Raw genomic sequence first — 20198 nt, 5'->3', positions numbered from 1 at the left:
ATAAAAAGGGACTTTAAAAGTCCCTTTTTTAATGCAATTTTAACCTTGAAAAGTCAACAAAGCCTAAAGTGAATTAGTATTATTTTTTATCAAAAGCGCGTTTCATGTAGTTAGGTGTAGCGAGTGCACCATGATGAATACCGCTGTTGTAGTATTCACTTTGCTCAGCTATTTGTGCTGCGCCATCTTCTCTAAAACCGTCAAATGCTTGTGATTTACGTGCAAGTGTTACCGACCATAAACCGCTTGGGTAAATTGGTTGTGGGAATGGCAGTGTTTGTAAATCGTTAAAGCCTACGCTTAGCATTGCTTCGCGCATTTCAACTAATAATGGCATGTGCATAAGTGGCGATTCACTTTGTTGTACTAAAATACCACCTGGGCGCAGTGCATCTAAACAGCTTGTGTAAAACGCATGGTTAAATAAACCCTCACCTGGACCTACCGGATCTGTGCCATCAACAATCACTACGTCGATAGATTCGCCAGCGGCTTCGCGCATGTATTTAATACCGTCGTCAAACATAACAGTTGCACGGGCGTCGTTGTTAGATTCGCAAAGCTCTGGGAAGTATTTTAACGACATTTGCGTTACTACTTCGTCTATATCTATTTGCGTTACAGTTTCTACGCCTGGGTGTTTTAATACTTCGCGTAAAGTACCGCAGTCGCCGCCACCAATAATAACGACGTTTTTAGGGTTTGGGTGCGCTAAAAGTGCAGGGTGGCTGATCATCTCATGATAAAAGAAGTTTTCGCGGGTTGTTACCATAGTACACCCGTCGATGATCATTAAATTACCAAAGTCTGTGGTTTCAAACATTTCTACCTTTTGAAAAGGAGACTGTTTTTCATCTAACTTTTTATTAATACGTAATGAAAATGCGCTGCCATCGCGGTCGCTAATTTCAGTAAACCACTTACTTTGATCTAAATTTGCCATAGTTACTATTACACTTTTTAGGTTGAGTATGAAAAAGGGGCAATTCTGCCAGTGCTTGGCGTTTTGCTCAATGACATTTTAACTGATTTGACGAATAAAGTTAGTTAGGAGTGAGTGAAAGTTCAATTTTTGTTAGCCTAGTGGATAGTGACGTATTAAAATGCGCCTTTATACCTAATTGACTAAAGAAGAGTTGCCATGACCTGGGGTTTAGAAACAGCACGCGCCACTTATAACGTTGCTCATTGGAGTGATGGCTATTTTGATATTAACGCACAAGGCGAACTGGTGGCTTACCCAGATGGCGACCAAACAAAACCGGCCATTTCTTTAACGCAATTAACAGAGCAGTTTAAACAACAAGGTTTAACGTTGCCGGTGTTAGTACGCTTTACCGATATTTTAAAAAATCGTGTAGACACCCTTACTAATGCGTTTACGCAAGCGCGAGCAAATCGTGAATATAACGGTAAATACACCTGTGTTTACCCAATAAAAGTAAATCAGCAACGTTCTGTAGTAAGTAAGCTATTAGCGCATCCAAGCGGGCTTGTTGGCCTAGAAGCAGGCTCAAAGCCAGAACTTATGGCTATTTTGGGTGTAGCAAAAGAGCCAATCACTATTGTGTGTAACGGCTATAAAGACAGTGAGTTTTTACGCTTAGCATGTATTGGTCAAGCTATGGGCCACAGCGTAAAAATTGTGGTAGAGAAGCTTTCAGAACTAACCACACTACTTGAAGAAATAGACAACCTAGGCATTGAACCTGCTATTGGTATTCGTATTCGCCTAAACTCAGTAGGCAAAGGCAAGTGGCAAAACACGGGCGGCGAAAAAGGCAAGTTTGGTTTAACGGCAGGCCAAGTACTAAGTGCTGTTGAAGTGCTGAAAAAGCATAATAAGCTGCACTTAATGCAAATGGTGCATTTTCATATTGGTTCTCAAATTGCCAACATTCGTGATATTCACCGTGCTTTGCGTGAATGCGCACGCCACTTTGCTGAGCTTACGCAATTAAACGTACCGTTAAATACCGTTGATGTAGGCGGCGGCTTAGGCGTTGATTACGAGGGTTCTGGCTCGCGCAGCGCGTGTTCAATGAACTACACAGTAGAAGAGTACGCGCGTAATGTAGTGAATGCATTTGCAGAAGTGTGCGATCAGCATAACCTTACGCATCCGGCCATTATCACCGAATCGGGGCGCGCTTTAACCGCTCACCATGCGGTATTAATTACCGATGTAATTGACGTAGAAAAAGCGCCCAATCATTTAAATCCAGAGCCACCGCTTGAAAATAGCGCGTTAGTGCTTGATGAAATGTGGCAGTGTTTACAGCGTTTAAACCCGCGTATGGCACTTGAGATTTATCACGACGCTATGCACTTATTTAGCGAAGCGCACGATCAGTACGTGCATGGCTTAGTAAGCATGCTAGAGTGGGCGAAAATAGAGCAGCTTTACTTTACTATTTTACATCGTGTACGTGCATCGCTTAGTAATAACGCGCGCGCGCACCGTGAAGTCCTCGACGATTTAAACGAAAAGCTTGCCGATAAATTGTTTGTTAACTTTTCATTATTTCAGTCATTGCCTGATGTATGGGGTATTCAGCAGTTGTTTCCGGTTATGCCAATCGAAAACTTAACTCAACCATTGACTCAGCGCGCGATTATTCAAGATATTACCTGTGACTCTGACGGTCAAATCCGCGAATACGTTGAAGGAGCTGGTATCGAAACCAGTCTACCAATACCAGAATATAAACACGGCGAGCAATACCACATTGCTATGTTTATGGTGGGTGCATATCAAGAAATTTTAGGCGATTTACACAACTTATTCGGTGACACTGATTCAGTGCATGTAGAGCTTAACGATGAAGGTTATGTGTTAACCAATGCCATAAAAGGTGATAGCGTTAAGGATGTATTAAAGTTTGTTGACTATGATAGCGCCATTTTAGCTGACAACTTTGCGTACCAAGTTAATAAACTTGATGTATCAGCGCAGTGTAAAGAAGGTTACTTGGCTGAGCTTAATGCAGGCCTTGAAGGCTATACCTATTTTGAAGATTAATTTGTAAGCAACTGAAAGCGCAGTATTAGTGGCTGCGCAATGTTTAAAGGAATGGAAGTAATGTCAGTTATTCGCGGTGTATTTAGTATTATTTTTTACACAATAAACACACTTTTTTGGTTTGTGCCTATTTTTGTTTGTGGGCTTATAAAGCTTATACCTATTAAGCCTCTACAAAAGATTATGAGCTGGGCTGCAAAGAAATTTGCAACTATTTGGGTGACTTTTAATAGCTTAAATCAAAAGTTATTTACGCCAACTAAACTTAATGTAACTGGCCTTGAAGAACTTAAACTGAAGGATTGGTACCTAGTAATTGCAAATCACCAAAGCTGGGTCGATATTTTAGTATTGCAGCGCGTGTTTAACCGTAAAATTCCATTTTTAAACTTCTTTTTGAAAAAAGAGCTTATTTATGTGCCTATTCTAGGTTTGTGTTGGTGGGCGCTTGATTTTCCGTTTATGACCCGCACGAGTAAAAGCCAACTAAAAAAGAATCCAAAGCTGCGTGGCAAAGACTTAGAAACCACGCGTAAAGCCTGCGAAAAATTTAAAGAGATGCCAGTAAGTGTGGTTAACTTTGTAGAAGGCACTCGTTTTACTACGCAAAAGCACGCGCGCCAAAATAGCCCGTTTCCACATTTATTAAAACCAAAAGCGGGCGGTATTGCTTTTGTAATGCAAGCGATGGGCGAGCAAATAACTAAAGTGGTTAACGTTACAATTCATTACCCTGATGGCATTCCTACATTCATGGATTTTGCAGGTGGTAAGGTAAAAAATATCAACGTACACGTGGATGTAAGGCCTGTAAGCGAAGAGCTTATTGGTGACTACACCGGCGATTCTGAATTTAGAGTACGCTTTCAAAGCGAGCTAAATCGTTTATGGGAAAATAAAGAGCAAACATTACAATCGCTCGAAAAACACCCCAAATAAAAGGCAAAAATATGAGCTTACAGTTATGCTAAAAAAGTGGTTACCAAATTGGCTTAACGGCTTAATTGTGGGCTGCGTATTGTTTTCTAATGTAATGCTTTTTGGTTCGCTAGTATTTGTACTAGGGCTTATTAAGTTATTACTGCCTTTGTCTGTTGTTAACTCTTTATTGCATAGCGCTTATCGAGGGTGGTGTAATGGCAATCGGTTTGGCTTGTGGCTAGGTTGTCCTAATATTGTGGTTGATATAAGTGGCGATTTAAATTCAAAAAGTTGGTATTTACTTATATGTAATCACACGAGTTGGTTAGATATAACCGTGCTTAGCTCATTACATGCATTGCCAGCCCCTAAGTTTTTTTTAAAAGATGAATTAAAATACGTGCCTTTTATTGGCACTGGTGCGTGGGCTATGGGTATGCCGTTTATGAAACGGGTAAGCAAAGCACAGCTTGCTAAAAACCCAAAGTTGAAAGGGTTGGATGTAGAGCGCACAAAGCACAGCTGTCGCAATTTTCGTCACTATCCTACTACCATCGTTAATTTTGTTGAAGGCACACGCTTTACGCCAGCTAAGCATAATCTGCAGCAAAGTCCTTTTAAGCACTTATTAAAACCCAAAGCGGGTGGCATTGCTTTTGCGCTTGAAGTGCTAGCCAACCAATTTGATGCCATGCTAAATACAAGTTTAGTGTATAGCGGTAAAACAGATCACGTTTGTCGGAACTTACTCAAAGGCGAGCTAGATTCTATTTATGTTTCAATAGACGTAACGCCCATTAATGACAATATGCAGGGCAGCTATCAAACCGATGACGTATTTAAAGCTAATTTTCAACATTATGTGAATGAGCTATGGGTTGCGAAAGATCAGCAGCTTGCCGATATTTATGCTCAACAAGATTTACCTGAACCACAAATCAGTAAGGAAATTGAAACACTATGACCAACACCCACCTACAGGAGTTAATCGCTCCTTGGTTTGAAAAAGTACCCGATGCGGATTTTCTTAGTTCTATTACCGCAGTTTCAATAGGGATTTTTTCTTTATTAATTGTTTACTTATTTACTCGTAGGTTAATGTTACCAGGCATTCAAAAAGTGGTAACTAAGCTTTCGCCTCAACGTATTGGTTCGTTGTCGCCTATGCTTAATAAGCTTAATAGACGTATTGCAGGTATGCTTTGCAGCGTATTATTTTTGGCGACCTTTGACAGTGTTTATCCGGTTAATGAGCTGACCGCTGAAATTTTGAAAACGGTTGGCCAAGCTATACTAATTATTCATGTAGGTTTTATTTTTAGCAGTATTGTAAGTATTGCGGGTTCTATTTATAACCAATTGGAGTTTGCACGCGAAGTCCCTATTCAGGGCTTAATTCAGGTTGTTAAGCTAATCACCTTTATTGTGTGTGCTATTTTAATTGTAAGTATTTTCCTTGAGAAGTCACCCACTTATATTCTCTCTGGCTTTGGTGCTATTGCTGCTGTTACGTTATTAGTATTTAAAGACACTATTTTAGGCTTTGTAGCTAGTATTCAAATCGCAGCAAATCGCCTAGTAACCTATGGTGATTGGATTCAAGTAGAAAACTACGGCGCCGATGGCGAAGTAATTGATTTGGGTTTAAACACTGTAAAGGTACGTAACTGGGATAACACCATAACAACTATTCCAACTTATATGCTAGTTGCGGGTTCGTTTAAAAACTGGCGTGGTATGCAAGAGTCGGGCGGTAGACGTATTAAACGTTCACTTAATATAGATATGCACAGTATTTGTTTAGTAAGTGATGAATTTAGAAAGCAAATAGATGCGGCTATTCCGCTTCATGACTATATCCGAGTGACGACATTACCCGCTCAAGTTTCTAATTTAGGGCTGTTTCGTCGTTATGCTGAGGGCTATTTAAAGCAGCACAGTAAAATTAATACGTCGCTTACGTTAATGGTACGAGAGCTACAACCAATGAACCACGGGTTACCGATTGAGTTTTATTGCTTTAGTGAAGACAAACGCTGGATTTCGTACGAGCATCTACAAGCCGAAATAATGGACCATTTACTTGCAGTATTGCCAGTGTTTGGGCTTAGGGCATATCAAAGTGTGAGTGGGCAATTAAGCCCTCCTAACGAGCAACAAACAGATAAGCCAACATTTAGAGTGATGGCAAATAGTGCTGCAAAAGACCCACAGCAATAAATAAAGCTAAGAGCCACCAAATAGGTGGCTTTTTAAATCGCAGCCATGCAAATGTAATTATTACTAACGCAACCTGCCAAAGGCTATGCACAGCCGATGTCCAAATTGGTGAATACAATGCGGCCGCTAAAAAACCGACTACCGCTGCATTAAGCGCCGCTATTGAATTTGCAAAACGTGGCTTACTTGCCAAATTAATCCAACTCTTCTGAAACGCCAGTATAAGTAAAAAACCAGGCATAAATATAAGCAGTGTAGCTATAAGGGCACCCACTAAAGGCTGCTCGGTAGTAAGTTGTGCGCCTAAGTAAGTAGCAATAGTAAACATTGGCCCTGGCACTGCCTGTGCACTCGCGTAAGCACTTAAAAACTGATCATCACTCAATGCTGGTACGCCAGCTTGAAGTACCGGCAGTACTACGTGTCCGCCGCCAAACACCATTGCACCCGCTTGGTAAAAAGGGGTAAACAAAGCAAACTCATGCCCTAGTGGAATAAAGCTAACCCCAAGTAAGAGCGCAAATAACCCCAGTGCAATCCAATTAATATTACTGTTTTTACTGCTAACATCTTCTGCTACTGTGCCAAGTTTTAATAAAGGCCATATAGCACCTACTGTTGCAGCAGTGATTAAAATCGCTATTTGAGTTCCCATCATTGGAAATAACACCAAGGCAAGTGTACTCATTATCGCAAGTAACTTAAGCGCAGCACTTGTACAAAAGCTTTTAGCCATACTAAGTGTTGCATCCGCGACTATAACAACGGCAAATAACTTTAAGCCTGCAATAATTGCAAAGTAAACAGCGTCAAACTGATGGGCACTAACCGCAAGCAGCACCATTATTAAAAACGAAGGCAAGGTAAAGCCTACAAAAGCAGCTATACCACCCAGTACTCCTGCACGCTCAACACCAATAGCAAAACTAACTTGGCTAGAGCCTGGCCCTGGTAATGCTTGGCTTAAACTAATAAGTTGTGCGTAACGGGTGTTAGTTAGCCAATTTAACGAGTCTACAAAGTGGCGCTTAAAATAGCCTAAATGCGCAGCGGGGCCACCAAAACTCATGCACCCTAGTAAAAAAAATTGTCTAAAAATAGCAATTAACATTGCGCCAATATCCTTTGTAAAATTCATTAAATTGTCACAGCGTAGTATGACATTTTTATTAAAACGACACATTAGTTTGAGGTCTGTTTAACAATCAAGCAAGATGCGCTGCTTTTAACACTCTCTTCATAGTTTGTTCATACATGTATTTGCATACTCTTGCTAAATTCTTAATGAATAGGGTATCACCATGACTTTAACTAAATCACTTTTAAGCGTAACCGTAGTAGCTGTATTACTTTCTGGTTGTGAAATGAATAACACCGGCAAAGGTGCGGCTATTGGCGCAGCAGCGGGTGGCGTATTAGGTAAAGCAACAAGTAACCATAAAGATAAGCGTATTTTTATAGGCGCTGCTATCGGCGCACTAGCTGGCGCTGCAGTGGGTAACTACATGGATAAGCAAGAAGAAGCATTTCGTGATGAACTTGCAGGCTCTGGTGTTGAAGTTGTACGTGAAGGCGATAACTTGCGTTTAGTTATGCCATCTAATATTACGTTTGCGACCGACCAATCTTATATTTCGTCTGGCTTTAACGATACCTTAGATGCTATTGCTAAAGTGATGAACAAATACGAAAAAACGTACCTAAGTATTGAAGGCCACACAGATAGCACAGGTAAAGACAGCTACAACATGAACCTATCGCGTGAACGTGCTCAAAGCGTTAAAAACTACTTAGTGAACCAGCAGATTATGGCTGAGCGTGTAAGTACTATGGGTTATGGCGAAACACGTCCAATTGCGACTAACGATAGTGCAAATGGCCGTGCTCAAAACCGCCGTGTAGAAATTCAAATAGTGCCAAACACAGAAGAATAATTAGTCTTTATTAAACTGTAATTCACACAGTTTTTGATACAACGGGTTACTTGCCACTAATTCTTGGTGGGTGCCCGTTGCTATAATCTCTCCATTTTCCATTACCACAATCACATCGGCATGTTTAACCGTTGCCAGCCTATGGGCAATAATAAGCGTTGTTCTATTTTGCATTAAATGCTCAAGCGCTGCTTGTACATGGTGCTCACTTTGCGCATCGAGTGCACTGGTTGCTTCATCTAAAAGCAGTATTTCAGGATCTTTTAAAATAGCGCGTGCCAGTACAATACGCTGCTTTTGCCCACCCGATAACCTCACACCTTGCTCACCTAAAAAACTGTTATAACCTTGCGGTAATTGTTTAATAAATTCATCAGCATGAGCATGTTTGGCAGCGGCATATACTTGCTCGTCACTTGCTTTTGGGTTGCCGTAGCGAATGTTATGCATTACATCGGAGCTAAATAAAATAGGGTTTTGCGCTACCATACCCATCTTACCTCTGAGGGTATTAAGCGATAATTCTTTAATGTTTATATCTTTAAATTTGATGGCTCCGCTAGCCGGATCGTAAAAGCGCTGTAGTAATTCAAATAAGGTTGTTTTACCTGCGCCAGAAGGGCCAACAATAGCCACAGTTTGGCCTTGAAGTATATTTAAACTTATTTTATTAAGTGCGCTTACGTCTGGGCGAGAAGGGTAGTTAAAGCTTATATTCTCAAGCGTAATAGCAGGGCTGTTACTATTTTTTAGTAAGTTACTATCTTGTGGATTTAGTGGGTTTTCTATCTCACTTTTAACAGCAAGTAACTCAAGTAATCTTGCAGCTGCGCCTGCTGCGCGTTGTAGTTCGCCATATACTTCAGCAACGGTTGCCACCGACATTGCCACCATAATAGCGTAAAACACAAAGGCTCCTAGCTCACCGCCAGTCATGGTACCTGCTAATACGTCGCTGCCGCCGACCCACAGCATTGCGCTAATAGCACTAAAAGTTAAAAATATTACCGCTGCAATTAAAAACGAGCGTTGTTTAATGCGGCTTTTAGCCACATTAAAGGCTTTTTCGGTTTCAAGTGCAAAAGCGTGCTGCTCTTGTTCTTCGTGGCTATAGCTTTGCACTACTTTAATATTTTGAATGATCTCGCCGGCATAGGTGCTTATATCGGCTATGGCATCTTGGCTGGAGCTTGCAAGTTTGCGCACCTTTTTACCAAATACCATCATAGGAACAAGTACCAACGGCACACAAGCAACAACCACTAAAGTAAGTTTTAAATTAGTAAACAACAGCATGGCAAGTCCACCAACCAGCATAAGTACACTGCGCAGCGCCATAGAAAATGATGAACCAATAATTGATTGCAGTAATGTTGTGTCGGTTGTTAAACGCGACATAAGCTCACCACTGCGGTTTTCTTCAAAGTAGCTTGGGTGCAAAGTAACAATGCGATTAAACACGGCTTTGCGAATATCGTTACTGACTCGCTCGCCAATCCACGACATTAAATAAAAGCGGCTAAAGGTGCCCACGGCCAATAAACTAATTAAACCAATAAGCACTAATACAGCTTGTTGTAGCTGATCTTTAGAGCCAGCTATAAAGCCATGATCTATGACAAACTTAACCCCTTGCCCTAAGGATAAGTTAACACCTGCTGTTACTAACAGGGCAGCAAGCGCCGCTACTACCATCCATTTATACGGTTTAATAAAAGCAAAAATAGGTAATAAACTACTAAAAGCGGCTTTTTCGTTCTTAGGGCTTGTTTTTGACATAGTGGATTCTTTTTAAAGGTTAAGGTATAGATATGGCACTAAGATAATAAAAATCAATACTTTTAAACATTAGCATCAATAAGGAAACGTTATGACTACTGCAACTGTAAGTGGAGAATTTAATGTAAATCTAGCCCCAATTGAAGGTTACGCAAGCGGCCAAAACGGCGTTAATTTAGGGCGTATGTCGATAGATAAAACATTTAAAGGTAGCTTAAATGCCACCAGCCAAGGCGAAATGCTAAGCGCCATGACACCCACACAAGGCAGTGCCGGTTATGTTGCCATAGAGCAAGTAATAGGCGAGCTTGACGGCAAAAAAGGCAGTTTTGTACTGCAGCATTTTGGCACTATGGATAAAGGCCAAGACAGCCTAATTTTAAATGTAATTCCCGACTCAGGCACTAATGAGCTAGAAGGATTAACGGGCAGTATGAAAATACGTATTGAGCAAGGGATTCACTACTACGATTTTGAATACACGTTATAAGATACTCAAGGATTAAAATGCAAAAAGTAATCGAATTTAGAAAGACCCGTTTTTTGGGTGGTGTAGATATAGCCGCACTAAATGACCGCATACAGGAATTAAACCAAGATGGCTGGAAAGTAATAAACGCAGTGCCCTTGGCAGGTTTTTATGGGCAAGTGCACGGTTATACATTACTTATTGAAACTGACGAGCTTTAAATGACATTTACAGTATGGTTAAGCCTAGCGGCTATTTGTATGATGGGCGCAATGTCGCCAGGACCAAGTTTAGCGGTGGTTTTAAAGCACTCACTTAACGGTAGTATGAAAAACGGTATGCTTGCCGCGCTCAGTCATGGTACTGGCGTTGGCTTGTATGCCGGTGCATCGTTATTAGGGTTAGGCGCTTTAATGACGCAGTTTCCAACTGTTTATCAAATACTCGTTTACTTAGGTGCGGCCTATTTGGCGTATTTAGGCATAAAAATATTGCTAGCAAAACCAAGTAATGACGAACTTGAAGTACAAAAAAGTGAGGTAAGTGCAGCTAAAGCATTACAAGATGGTTTTGCCATTGCTTTTTTAAACCCCAAGCTCGCTATTTTCTTTTTAGCCTTGTTCTCACAGTTTATTGACCCTCAGCTACTTACTTTAAGTGTGGGCATAATTATGTGCTTAACCGTGTTTGTAATTGATACCGGTTGGTACTTGCTGGTGGCGTTACTGACCGAGGTTTCAAAAAACCGCTTTGGATTTACCAAACAAAACCCGTGGCTTGATAAAATACTGGGAGTCGTATTTATTGCTCTTGCGATAAAAGTGGTGCTTAGTCTTTAAATAGCGTTCCAAATGTAGGTGTATGTACGCGCATACACCTGCAGCCTAACCCTCATGCCCTGCATACGTATTCATCACATTAATTTTACCTTTTAGTTACAATTTGTTGGTTGTGTTTTGAACAACACAGCAACACCTGACAACAATAACTCAAAGGTTCACACACATGGACAAGTTTAAACTAAGTGCACTTATGCTGGCTTTATTTGCCGCTAATAGTGCATTGGCTGCAAACGAAGACTCAACAAATCAATCACCCAGCACACAAGCTGAAGATTTAGAAATTATTGAAGTGCGAGGCTTTAGTCGCAGTTTAATTCAATCTTTAAATCAAAAGCGTTTTAGCGATACGGTGTCAGAACAAATTTCTGCCGATGATTTAGGGGCACTGCCTGATATTTCAATGGCCGATGCACTTACACGATTACCTGGTATTTCAGCGGTGCGAACGGGTGGGCAAGCGGCGCAAATTAATATACGCGGGCTGTCGGGCGGGTTTGTATTTTCAACACTTAATGGCCGCGAGCAAGTATCTACAAGTGGCAGCCGCAGTATTGAGTTTGACCAATATCCGTCAGAATTAATTAGCTCTGCGGCGGTATACAAATCGCCAAAGGCATCGCTTATTGAAGGTGGCGTGGCCGGTACGGTAGAGCTTGAAACCGCCAGTCCACTTAATAATGATCAAACGCATAAATTTGTAGCTAATGTGCGCGGTATGTATAACGACCGCGCCTCAGAGGTATCGGATGCCACTGAATTTGGCGATCGAATTAGTTTTTCGTATCAAGGCAAATACCTAGACGACACGTTAGGCGTAGCGCTGGGCTATGCGCGTTTGTTTCAGCCAAGTGTAGCAACGCAGTTTATTGGCCTTGCGTACAACGACACAAAAGACGTTGATGGCGCAGTTAACGACACCAATGGCCCTTTAGCTAACCCAGAAAACGAATACATTAGCGAAGGCTTTGAGCTACAGCATTTAGGTGGCGAAGAAACCCGTAATGGTTACTTAGCAGCCATAGAGTGGGCACCGGCAGATAACTTTAAATTAAAAGGTGATGCGTTTTTATCGCGCTTTGATAAAGAGTCATTTGCCCGTGGCCTGAGGGTTAAATTAGGCGGGCCAACAGCTGCATATGCTAACGCTCAGCTCGATGGTAATGCCGTGATAGGCGCAGCGGTTAACCGTACTTCGCAAAGCTATACCCGCGTTGAAATAGTAAACGACGACAACCAAGACTTTGACGAAGTAGATAGTTTTGGCGTTAATGCTGATTGGCAGGTAACCGATAGATTCAGCGTAAATGCCGATGTGTCGCTTTCTCGCGCAAAAAGTAATTTTAGAAATGGCTTACTGTGGAGCTTAGTAGCAGAAGATGCCAATGCAGAAACGCCAGTATTTGATAACAACGTAGCAATTAACTATCAATTAAACGGCTTAAATTTACCTGACGTTGGGTTTAATCAGGCGGCCGCCTTTAGCGATATAGACCGTGTAATGGTCAGCAAATATGGTATTTACCCAGATCAAACAGAAGATGAAGTAACGGCATTTAAGCTCGATTTTAAATACGAGCTAGAAAGCGACATATTTAGCTCAGTAGAGTTTGGTGCGCGCTACTCAGATAGAGAGTACAGCCGTAAACGCTCGGTATTTGAGTATGGTAACGACGGGGCGTTTTCAGCAACGCAACCGCCTTTGCGTTTAACCGACGATATGGCCTCTGTGGTTGACTGGCAGGGCGAGTTTAGTTATTTCCCATCGTATTTAGCCATTGATTTAGACAAAGCACTTAACGCATGGTTTCCAGATGGCACGCCAGAGCCTGTTCAAACATGGGGCAACGCTGATGGCGTAGACGACGCGCAAGGTTACACAACTAACTATTCGTGGACAGTGCTACAAAGCGGCTCGGTGTTTGAAGATGTGCTAGCTGCGTACGTTATGGTAAACATTAACACGCAAATTGCCGGGCTCGACCTATCGGGTAATGTGGGTGTGCGCCGCGTTGAAACCGATCAATCCGCAACGGTACTAGAGAACGTAGCAGGCGATGCGCGTTTAGGAGCGCAAAATATTGTTGATGAGAACGGCATTGTAAATAATTTATACGCACCTAATGTATTAGGCACTAAATACACCGACTACTTACCTTCATTAAATTTAAACCTGCAACTTAACGATAATTCACTTGTGCGCTTTGCAGCGGCTAAAGTAATGTCGCGTGCGCCAATTAACCGCTTAGCGGGCGATGCCAGTGCAAACGTAAGCGATGATGGTGTTATTAATGGCTCAAGTACTAATAACCCATTTTTAAAACCCTTTTATGCCGACCAATACGACTTATCTTACGAATATTATTTTGAAGAAGGCAACGGCACTATCGCTGCGGCGTTATTTTATAAAAATATAGACTCGTTTGTTGAAACCTTATCAATCGAAAACTTCGACTTTAAAGGCAATGGCTTTAACGTACCTGATTCTATAGAAGACCCCGTTAGTGGCGAGCAAGTTGCGACAACAAACGGTATTTACACCACGGCAGTTAATAACGGTGAAGGTGGCTATATCAGAGGGCTAGAGCTTGCTTATACGCAAGTGTTTACCTTTTTACCTGAGCCATTTAATGGCTTAGGCGCTAACGCAAGTTACTCATACACCGAAAGTGAAATTGAATCGATCACCAGTTTAGGGGGCGACACATTAGCGCAATCTTTACCTGGGCTATCTAATAACGTGTTTAATGCCACGGTTTTTTACTCAATGGATGATTTTGAAACCCGCCTCAATGTGCGCTACCGCGATGAGTTTGTATCAGAGCAGGTTGCCATTAACGAGCAAGTGGTTAATTTTGATGCTGAAACCGTAGTCGACTTTCAAACCTCTTATCGCTTTAGCGACTCGCTAACAATGCTTTTGCAAGTTAATAACTTAACCGATGAACCAACCCAAAGTTACTTTGGCTCAGAGCAACGAACAGGGACGACTCAGTACTTTGGTCGTCAGTTCTACCTTGGTTTTACATACAGTCATTAATTAGCAAACGGAGCGTTTAAAAATGAAAATTATAACTATGTCTAAATATTTGCTAATAACGTTAGCGTTAATGCTATTAGCAGCGTGTGGTGGAACAGGTGATGTTGAATCTGGTGAACCATTACTTACCTGTAATGTGCCACAAGTCCCTAATGAAGCGGGGTCACAATGTGTCGATCCCGAACCTATATCGTGCCCTGCACCTACAGTACCTGATGAAAATAACGAAAGCTGTGTGGTTGGCGCCGACCCAACCCTGCCAGACCCTGTGGTATTTGCAGGGGAAGGAGAGGCGGTTTTATTTTATAACCGCCTAGCCGATGATAACTATGAAGGCTACCGATTACATTCGTGGAATAACGAAGTATGCGATGCGTATGCACCGCCATTTGATACCAGCGATTGGGCTAACGGCCATGAATACGATGGTATTGATCCAAACTACGGTGCGTACTGGATAATTAACCTTAAAGAGGGTTATAACGAATGTGCCAATTTTATTATTCATATTGGTACAGAAGGGTCAGGTAAGGCGTTTGGTGATGTGGATTTAACCATGCCGCTGATGCAAGACGATGAAACCTTTCAGCGTATGAACTTTACCATTCATGGCGAGCCTTCGGTGTTTGAATACCCTATATTAAGTTTAGGCGAACGCGCAGTTGCTATAACAGGTGCTTCAGCGCATTGGATTGATTTAAATACTATTTTGTATAAACCAAGTAACGAGTTTACAAGCCTAATTAAGTTACATTCATCAGCTACGGCTGAGCTTGAAGTGGATATTGATACTGGTTTAAACGGCGATACTGTTACGCTGCAATCAAGCAATTTAACTGATGAGCAAGCGGCAAAAGTACCGCATTTAACCACTTGGAACGCTTACGAAGGAAGTTGGGATACAAACACGGCTAAAGCGCTTATAAAATCGCAGCTTGTTATTGCCGGTTACGATAGTGAAGGTAAGCTGCTAGAAGCAAGCTTTGTGCAAACCGCTAAAGCACTTGATGCCCTTTACACACAAGGCGAAGATGACGCTAACGAAGCTGTACTGGGTGTAAATTATGGCAATAACGCGATTGATGTAACTGTGTGGGCACCCACCGCTAATAACATGATGCTAAACGTGTTTGATGATGCAAAAACACAAGTGCACTCTACGCCAATGACATTAAATACACAGACAGGTATTTGGCAAGCAAGTTTAGATATGCAATACGACCGCCACTACTACCGCTTTAATTTTGATGTTTACCACCCACTGACTCAGCAAATAGAGTCGCTTTGGAGCACAGACCCTTACTCACTAAATGTATCTACCAATGGTTTATACAGCCAGTTGATTAATTTAGCCGATGAAGACACTAAACCCGAAGGGTGGGATACACGCCTTATTCCTACGGTAGAAAATCCAGAAGATGCGATTATTTACGAGGGCCATGTACGTGATTTTAGCGCACGCGATAACAGCGTAACAGAGGCTAACCGTGGTAAGTACTTTGCGTTTACTGAGCTAAATAGTGCTCCTATGCAGCACTTACAAACTTTGGCTCAAAATGGCTTAACGCATTTTCATTTATTACCTATTACTGATATTGGCACCATAGATGAAGACATCAGTAAACGTGTAGATATTAGCGATACGCTAGGAGATTTATGTGAGCAAATTAATGATGAAGCCGATGCGTGTAAAACCCAAGATAAAAGCAGCACCATTATTGATTTAATGAGCGGTTATTTACCAGGCTCAGATGACGCACAAGCACTTGCTAATGCTATGCGCAGCTTAGATAGCTTTAACTGGGGTTACGATCCGCATTACTTTATAGCGCCTGAAGGCTCGTACGCCTCAAGTCCAGAGGGCATTGCCCGCGTTAAAGAAACCCGCGCTATGGTGCAATCACTGCAGTCTATTGGTCTGCGCGTAGTGCTTGATGTGGTTTATAACCATACAACGTCATCGGGTATTTGGGACAAGTCGGTATTTGATAAGCTAGTACCGGGTTACTACCATCGCTATAACGAAGTAAGTGGTGAAATAGAGCGCTCAACGTGTTGTGAAAATACAGCTACAGAGCATGTAATGATGGATAAGTTTGTTAGTGATTCATTAGTTATTTTGGCGCGCGAATTTGGTTACGACAGCTTTAGATTTGATGTAATGGGGCACATGCCAAAATCGTCAATTCTTGCAGCACGTGATGCAGTGCAAGCTGTTGATGAAGATAACTACTTTTATGGCGAAGGTTGGGACTTTGGTGAGGTGGCAAATAACCGCTTATTTGTGCAAGCCAAACAAGCCGATATGGCCGGTAGCGAAGTAGGTACCTTTAACGACCGTATTCGTGAAGCCGTTCGCGGTGGTGCATTATTTAGTAATAGCTCAACAGATGGCAATTTAGCAGAGCAAGATACTTTACGTTTGTCACTTGCGGGTAATTTACAAAACTACATTTTAAAAGGCTTTAAAGGTAACTCAGCAAAGGGTAATAGCTTTACTTGGAATACTCAGCCAACGGCGTATGCACTAGACCCTGCCGATAGCATTCATTACGTATCTAAACACGATAACGAAACACTATGGGATCAGCTGCAATATAAACACAGCGCTAACATGAGTATTGAGCAGCGCGTTCGTGCTCATAATATGGCGTTAGCACTCCCGCTTATGAGCCAAGGTATTCCATTTATGCAAATGGGCGCCGACTTGCTACGTTCAAAATCGATGGATCGTAACAGCTACGACTCGGGCGACTGGTTTAACTTTGTTGATTTTACCCAAGATACCAATAACTGGAATATTGGCTTGCCACCCGCACAAGACAACGAAGTGAAATGGCAAGAAATTATGCCTATTTCTGCTAATACCCAAGCGGCTGCACAGCCACAAGATATTACCTTTGCACATGATGTATTTAATGAATTTTTACAAATACGTAGTAGCAGCCCACTATTTAGATTAACCACAGAGCAAGATGTTATTGAGCGGGTGGGTTTTCATAACGTAGGTAAAGCGCAGCAACATGGCTTAATAGTAATGAGCATTGATGATGGCGAAGGGCTAACAGACTTAGACCCTGCATTTGATGCGCTTGTTGTCGTGATTAACGCAACCGAGCAAACCCTTAGCCATACTATTGCCACCGCAGCGGATTTTGAATTACACGATGTATTAAAAAACAGTGTTGATGCAAGCATGACCGGTACTAATTTTGCTGCTGGCGATAACGAAGGCACATTTACTGTACCGCCTTACACATTAGCTGTATTCACTAAAAACCAAGGTGCGAGCCAAGGTGTTGGTTTAAGTGCAAATGCAACCGTAGGCGCGCCTGATGTAGTACCTTATGGCAGCACCGCTGTGTTTGTGCGCGGTAGTTTAAACGACTGGGGCACACGCGATGCATTTGAATATATTGGCGATGGTGAATACCGTATAGCAATTGCACTAAGCGCTGGCGATTACGAATTTAAAATTGCCTCAGAAGATTGGTCTACGGTTGATTTTGGTGCGCTTACTGACGCTGATAAAGATGTAGTTGAAAACCAAAGCGAGGCATTAACGCGCTCAGGTGCAAACATGACATTCAGCGCTGCTATTGATGCAACCTATGTATTTTCGCTTGATGCTTCAAACCCTGAAAATCCAACGTTTACTTTATACAACGAAGAGCCATTTATAGGCACTGCTATTTATGTGCGCGGTACGCTTAATGACTGGGGAGTAACCGATGAGCTAAGTTATAAAGGTAAAGGTATTTACACCTTTACTAAAACACTGAGCGCTGCAAGTTATGAATTTAAAGTAGCGTCAGAAGATTGGAGCACGGTTGATTATGGCTCGGCTGAGGGGGATGCCAGTGTAATGGTTGGCACCGCTGAGCAGTTGTCGGTTGCGGGCGCGAATATGACCATCGACATTGCAGAAGAAGGTGAATACCAGTTTATATTTGACGCCAGTGATTTAAATAACGTATCGCTAAAAGTGCTCAACGCTGAAATGTTTGCACAAACGACAGTGTTTATTCGTGGCAGCTTAAATGACTGGAGTACTGATAACCCGCTGATGTACGAGGGTGATGCAATTTACTCTACATCAATAGAGCTAGAAGCGGGTGACTACGAATTTAAAGTAGCGTCTGAAGATTGGAGTACCGTTGATTACGGTGGAGCAGGCGATACGCCGGTAGTGGCAATTGATGAACTAACACCACTTGAAGCCGTAGGTGCCAATATAGCACTAAATATTACCGAACAAGGTATTTACACCTTTAAGGTAATAGGCCCAGATAGAGAGAATGTGAGCATACTTATCAACAAACAGTAGCGGTTATATTTTCCCAGACCTAAGCCGAGCATAGCCCTGTATGCTCGGCTTTTTTGTATGTACATAAGTGTGTGAAAGTATATTTGAATGCTAATTATAAATGTTTGGACTAAATTGCATTCAATATTAGATTGGCGTACTTTTATAAATCCCCAACCATACAAAAGAAAGCTAATGAGTAACTTAACCTTAAAAAGTGCTAATTTTGATCCTAAAGTAAAACAATACTGGATGGTTACTGCCTCGCTATTTGCAATGTTGGCTCTTGTTACTATACCGCTTATACCTATCATTTTACTGATTGTATGGCTGGTGGGCGGACGAATACTCGCAGCTATGTCAGCTGACTTATTACCACAAAAATTGGTAGTTAAACGTGGCATATTATTTAAAGAAGAAAAATCTATTCCGCTTGAAAAAATAACCGATGTTGGGTTAAGCCAAGGGCCGCTTATGCGAATTTTTGGATTATATCGTTTAAGTTTTGAAACAGCTGGGCAGTCAGGAAATGGTGCTTTAGTGTCTTTGCTTGGTGTAGTTAATGCGAGTGAGTTTAGAGAGGCGATACTTGAGCAAAAAGATGTATTGGCTAATCAAGGTAAAGCGTCGCAGCAGGCAACAGAGCAAAGTGAGAAAGAGCTACTGAGAGCACTTACTTATAGTGTTAAAAATATTGAGCAGATGCTACTTGTTTTACTTGATGAAAGGCAGCAAAAGTAGCCTGCTTTAAAATTGTAAAGTTTATAAGGATATTTTTATGAATACGGAAATAGAAAATATATTTAATAATTATCCTGAGATAGTAAAAAGTAAGCTTATAAAATTACGAGAGTTAATTTATACCGTAGCACAAGAGCAAAACTTAGGAGCTGTTGAAGAGTCTTTAAAGTGGGGAGAGCCAAGTTATAACACAATAAATGGCAGCCCCATTCGCGTAGGCTTTAAGGGCTCCTCGTGTTATTTGTTTTTTCATTGCCAATCAAAGCTAGTAAGCACATTTAGAGAGTTGTATTCCCACACTCTCACTTTCGAAGGTAACCGGGCAATTGTATTAAATAGTGAAAAGCCATTACCAGAACACCCAGTTAAAGAGTGTATTAAATTAGCACTGACTTATCACAAAGTTAAACGCCTACCTTTACTAGGCGCATCATTATAAGTATTCAGTTGATGTTTAAAACACACTACATATTTGGTTTGCGTCACAGGTAATAACGGTTACGTTTTCATAACCCACACGCGTTAACGCTTCTGCTCCCAACGTTGCGCGTGCACCACTTGCGCAGTGCACGTAAATAGGGCGAGCTGCGTCTTTTTCTATTTCCATCAGCTTCATATCGAGTAATCCACGCGGAATATTTATAGCGCCAGTAGCTGCTTTTGTAGCGTGCTCTGCAGGTTCTCGTACATCAATAAGTAAACCTTTATTTTGTTCAAGTTCGAGTTTCGCTTGCGCTGCGTCAATACGGCGTTGGTTAGGTGTGATAATTTTTAGTAAGTCAGGGATTGATGTAAGCATTAGTTTGTAAATCCTCTTGTTCTAAAAAAGGTATTAATGTGCACCACTTGGTATAAGTAGGTTGAATTAAGTTAATACCTATAAATAACGTTAAAAACTGAAAGTTACTTTATACAAAGTAACTTAAT

The 20198-nt window shown here is 41.6% G+C and carries 16 protein-coding genes; 12 read left to right on the top strand and 4 right to left on the bottom strand.

Annotated features, from left to right (window positions below; translation table 11 throughout):
- Positions 1-79 precede the first annotated feature (79 nt).
- Positions 80-943: a polyamine aminopropyltransferase gene (gene speE, locus QT16_RS20250; protein ID WP_008138747.1), complete on the bottom strand. Its 864-nt coding sequence runs from the start codon at positions 941-943 to the stop codon at positions 80-82.
- A gap of 198 nt (positions 944-1141) precedes the next feature.
- Between speE and speA the strand changes: the two genes are divergently transcribed.
- Genes speA through QT16_RS20230 form a run of 4 tightly spaced genes read left to right on the top strand, consistent with a single transcriptional unit; the run spans position 1142 to position 6163 of the window.
- Positions 1142-3022, top strand: coding sequence for a biosynthetic arginine decarboxylase (gene speA, locus QT16_RS20245; RefSeq protein WP_002959544.1), 1881 nt, complete (start codon positions 1142-1144; stop codon positions 3020-3022).
- Positions 3023-3082: 60 nt separating this feature from the next.
- On the top strand, positions 3083-3961 hold the full coding sequence (yihG, locus tag QT16_RS20240) for a 1-acylglycerol-3-phosphate O-acyltransferase, YihG family (protein ID WP_002959542.1): 879 nt from the start codon (positions 3083-3085) through the stop codon (positions 3959-3961).
- A gap of 25 nt (positions 3962-3986) precedes the next feature.
- On the top strand, positions 3987-4907 hold the full coding sequence (yihG, locus tag QT16_RS20235) for a 1-acylglycerol-3-phosphate O-acyltransferase, YihG family (protein ID WP_002959541.1): 921 nt from the start codon (positions 3987-3989) through the stop codon (positions 4905-4907).
- Positions 4904-6163 (top strand): mechanosensitive ion channel family protein, encoded by a 1260-nt coding sequence (locus QT16_RS20230; protein ID WP_039490513.1) that lies wholly within the window; start codon positions 4904-4906, stop codon positions 6161-6163. Before yihG (QT16_RS20235) ends, QT16_RS20230 begins: the two co-directional genes overlap by 4 nt.
- Here QT16_RS20230 and chrA read toward each other — a convergent pair.
- Positions 6120-7274: a chromate efflux transporter gene (gene chrA / locus QT16_RS20225; protein ID WP_039490510.1), complete on the bottom strand. Its 1155-nt coding sequence runs from the start codon at positions 7272-7274 to the stop codon at positions 6120-6122. The two genes, QT16_RS20230 and chrA, sit on opposite strands and share 44 nt — an antisense overlap.
- A 190-nt stretch (positions 7275-7464) precedes the next feature.
- Here chrA and QT16_RS20220 point away from each other — a divergent pair, with 190 nt between their 5' ends.
- On the top strand, positions 7465-8097 hold the full coding sequence (locus tag QT16_RS20220) for a YiaD family glycine zipper/OmpA-like lipoprotein (RefSeq protein WP_002959537.1): 633 nt from the start codon (positions 7465-7467) through the stop codon (positions 8095-8097).
- Here QT16_RS20220 and QT16_RS20215 read toward each other — a convergent pair whose 3' ends face one another.
- Positions 8098-9876, bottom strand: coding sequence for an ABC transporter transmembrane domain-containing protein (locus QT16_RS20215; protein ID WP_039490507.1), 1779 nt, complete (start codon positions 9874-9876; stop codon positions 8098-8100). It abuts the gene before it with no gap.
- Between the two features lie 91 nt (positions 9877-9967).
- Between QT16_RS20215 and QT16_RS20210 the strand changes: the two genes are divergently transcribed.
- The 7 genes from QT16_RS20210 (at position 9968) to QT16_RS20180 (ending at position 19710) form a co-directional block, all read left to right on the top strand.
- Positions 9968-10366, top strand: a complete 399-nt coding sequence (locus QT16_RS20210; protein WP_024604489.1) for a DUF3224 domain-containing protein — start codon at positions 9968-9970, stop codon at positions 10364-10366.
- Between the two features lie 17 nt (positions 10367-10383).
- Positions 10384-10566 (top strand): hypothetical protein, encoded by a 183-nt coding sequence (locus tag QT16_RS20205; protein ID WP_002959534.1) that lies wholly within the window; start codon positions 10384-10386, stop codon positions 10564-10566.
- On the top strand, positions 10567-11184 hold the full coding sequence (locus tag QT16_RS20200) for a LysE family translocator (RefSeq protein WP_039490504.1): 618 nt from the start codon (positions 10567-10569) through the stop codon (positions 11182-11184). It abuts the gene before it with no gap.
- Between the two features lie 166 nt (positions 11185-11350).
- On the top strand, positions 11351-14224 hold the full coding sequence (locus QT16_RS20195; protein ID WP_039490502.1) for a TonB-dependent receptor: 2874 nt from the start codon (positions 11351-11353) through the stop codon (positions 14222-14224).
- 22 nt (positions 14225-14246) lie between these two features.
- Positions 14247-18551, top strand: coding sequence for an alpha-1,6-glucosidase domain-containing protein (locus QT16_RS20190; protein WP_039490500.1), 4305 nt, complete (start codon positions 14247-14249; stop codon positions 18549-18551).
- Between the two features lie 174 nt (positions 18552-18725).
- A complete protein-coding gene (locus QT16_RS20185; RefSeq protein WP_039490497.1) occupies positions 18726-19271 on the top strand; it encodes a PH domain-containing protein in 546 nt (181 codons plus the stop codon).
- A 37-nt stretch (positions 19272-19308) separates the two neighbouring features.
- Complete coding sequence (locus QT16_RS20180; RefSeq protein WP_002959527.1) at positions 19309-19710, top strand: DUF1801 domain-containing protein; 402 nt, start codon at positions 19309-19311, stop codon at positions 19708-19710.
- A gap of 15 nt (positions 19711-19725) precedes the next feature.
- On the opposite strand, the gene QT16_RS20175 is transcribed toward QT16_RS20180, so the two are convergent.
- Positions 19726-20070, bottom strand: a complete 345-nt coding sequence (locus QT16_RS20175; RefSeq protein WP_039490495.1) for a rhodanese-like domain-containing protein — start codon at positions 20068-20070, stop codon at positions 19726-19728.
- Between the last annotated feature and the right edge of the window lie 128 nt (positions 20071-20198).

Origin of the sequence: Pseudoalteromonas distincta (genome assembly GCF_000814675.1) — a bacterium.
In the GTDB taxonomy this organism is placed as follows: Bacteria; Pseudomonadota; Gammaproteobacteria; order Enterobacterales; family Alteromonadaceae; genus Pseudoalteromonas; species Pseudoalteromonas distincta.
The sequence above is the reverse complement of the archived record's forward strand: the minus strand, read 5'-3'. Positions and strand labels throughout refer to the sequence as shown.

Excerpts from the sequence above, each read along its gene's own strand:
- yihG (WP_002959541.1), top strand. The coding sequence starts at position 3,987 with ATGCTAAAAAAGTGGTTACCAAATTGGCTTAACGGCTTAATTGTGGGC.
- QT16_RS20205 (WP_002959534.1), top strand. The coding sequence starts at position 10,384 with ATGCAAAAAGTAATCGAATTTAGAAAGACCCGTTTTTTGGGTGGTGTA.
- QT16_RS20190 (WP_039490500.1), top strand. The coding sequence starts at position 14,247 with ATGAAAATTATAACTATGTCTAAATATTTGCTAATAACGTTAGCGTTA.
- QT16_RS20180 (WP_002959527.1), top strand. The coding sequence starts at position 19,309 with ATGAATACGGAAATAGAAAATATATTTAATAATTATCCTGAGATAGTA.
- QT16_RS20195 (WP_039490502.1), top strand. The coding sequence starts at position 11,351 with ATGGACAAGTTTAAACTAAGTGCACTTATGCTGGCTTTATTTGCCGCT.
- QT16_RS20200 (WP_039490504.1), top strand. The coding sequence starts at position 10,567 with ATGACATTTACAGTATGGTTAAGCCTAGCGGCTATTTGTATGATGGGC.
- QT16_RS20210 (WP_024604489.1), top strand. The coding sequence starts at position 9,968 with ATGACTACTGCAACTGTAAGTGGAGAATTTAATGTAAATCTAGCCCCA.
- QT16_RS20185 (WP_039490497.1), top strand. The coding sequence starts at position 18,726 with ATGAGTAACTTAACCTTAAAAAGTGCTAATTTTGATCCTAAAGTAAAA.
- QT16_RS20215 (WP_039490507.1), bottom strand. The coding sequence starts at position 9,876 with ATGTCAAAAACAAGCCCTAAGAACGAAAAAGCCGCTTTTAGTAGTTTA.
- QT16_RS20230 (WP_039490513.1), top strand. The coding sequence starts at position 4,904 with ATGACCAACACCCACCTACAGGAGTTAATCGCTCCTTGGTTTGAAAAA.
- chrA (WP_039490510.1), bottom strand. The coding sequence starts at position 7,274 with ATGTTAATTGCTATTTTTAGACAATTTTTTTTACTAGGGTGCATGAGT.
- QT16_RS20220 (WP_002959537.1), top strand. The coding sequence starts at position 7,465 with ATGACTTTAACTAAATCACTTTTAAGCGTAACCGTAGTAGCTGTATTA.
- speE (WP_008138747.1), bottom strand. The coding sequence starts at position 943 with ATGGCAAATTTAGATCAAAGTAAGTGGTTTACTGAAATTAGCGACCGC.
- speA (WP_002959544.1), top strand. The coding sequence starts at position 1,142 with ATGACCTGGGGTTTAGAAACAGCACGCGCCACTTATAACGTTGCTCAT.
- yihG (WP_002959542.1), top strand. The coding sequence starts at position 3,083 with ATGTCAGTTATTCGCGGTGTATTTAGTATTATTTTTTACACAATAAAC.
- QT16_RS20175 (WP_039490495.1), bottom strand. The coding sequence starts at position 20,070 with ATGCTTACATCAATCCCTGACTTACTAAAAATTATCACACCTAACCAA.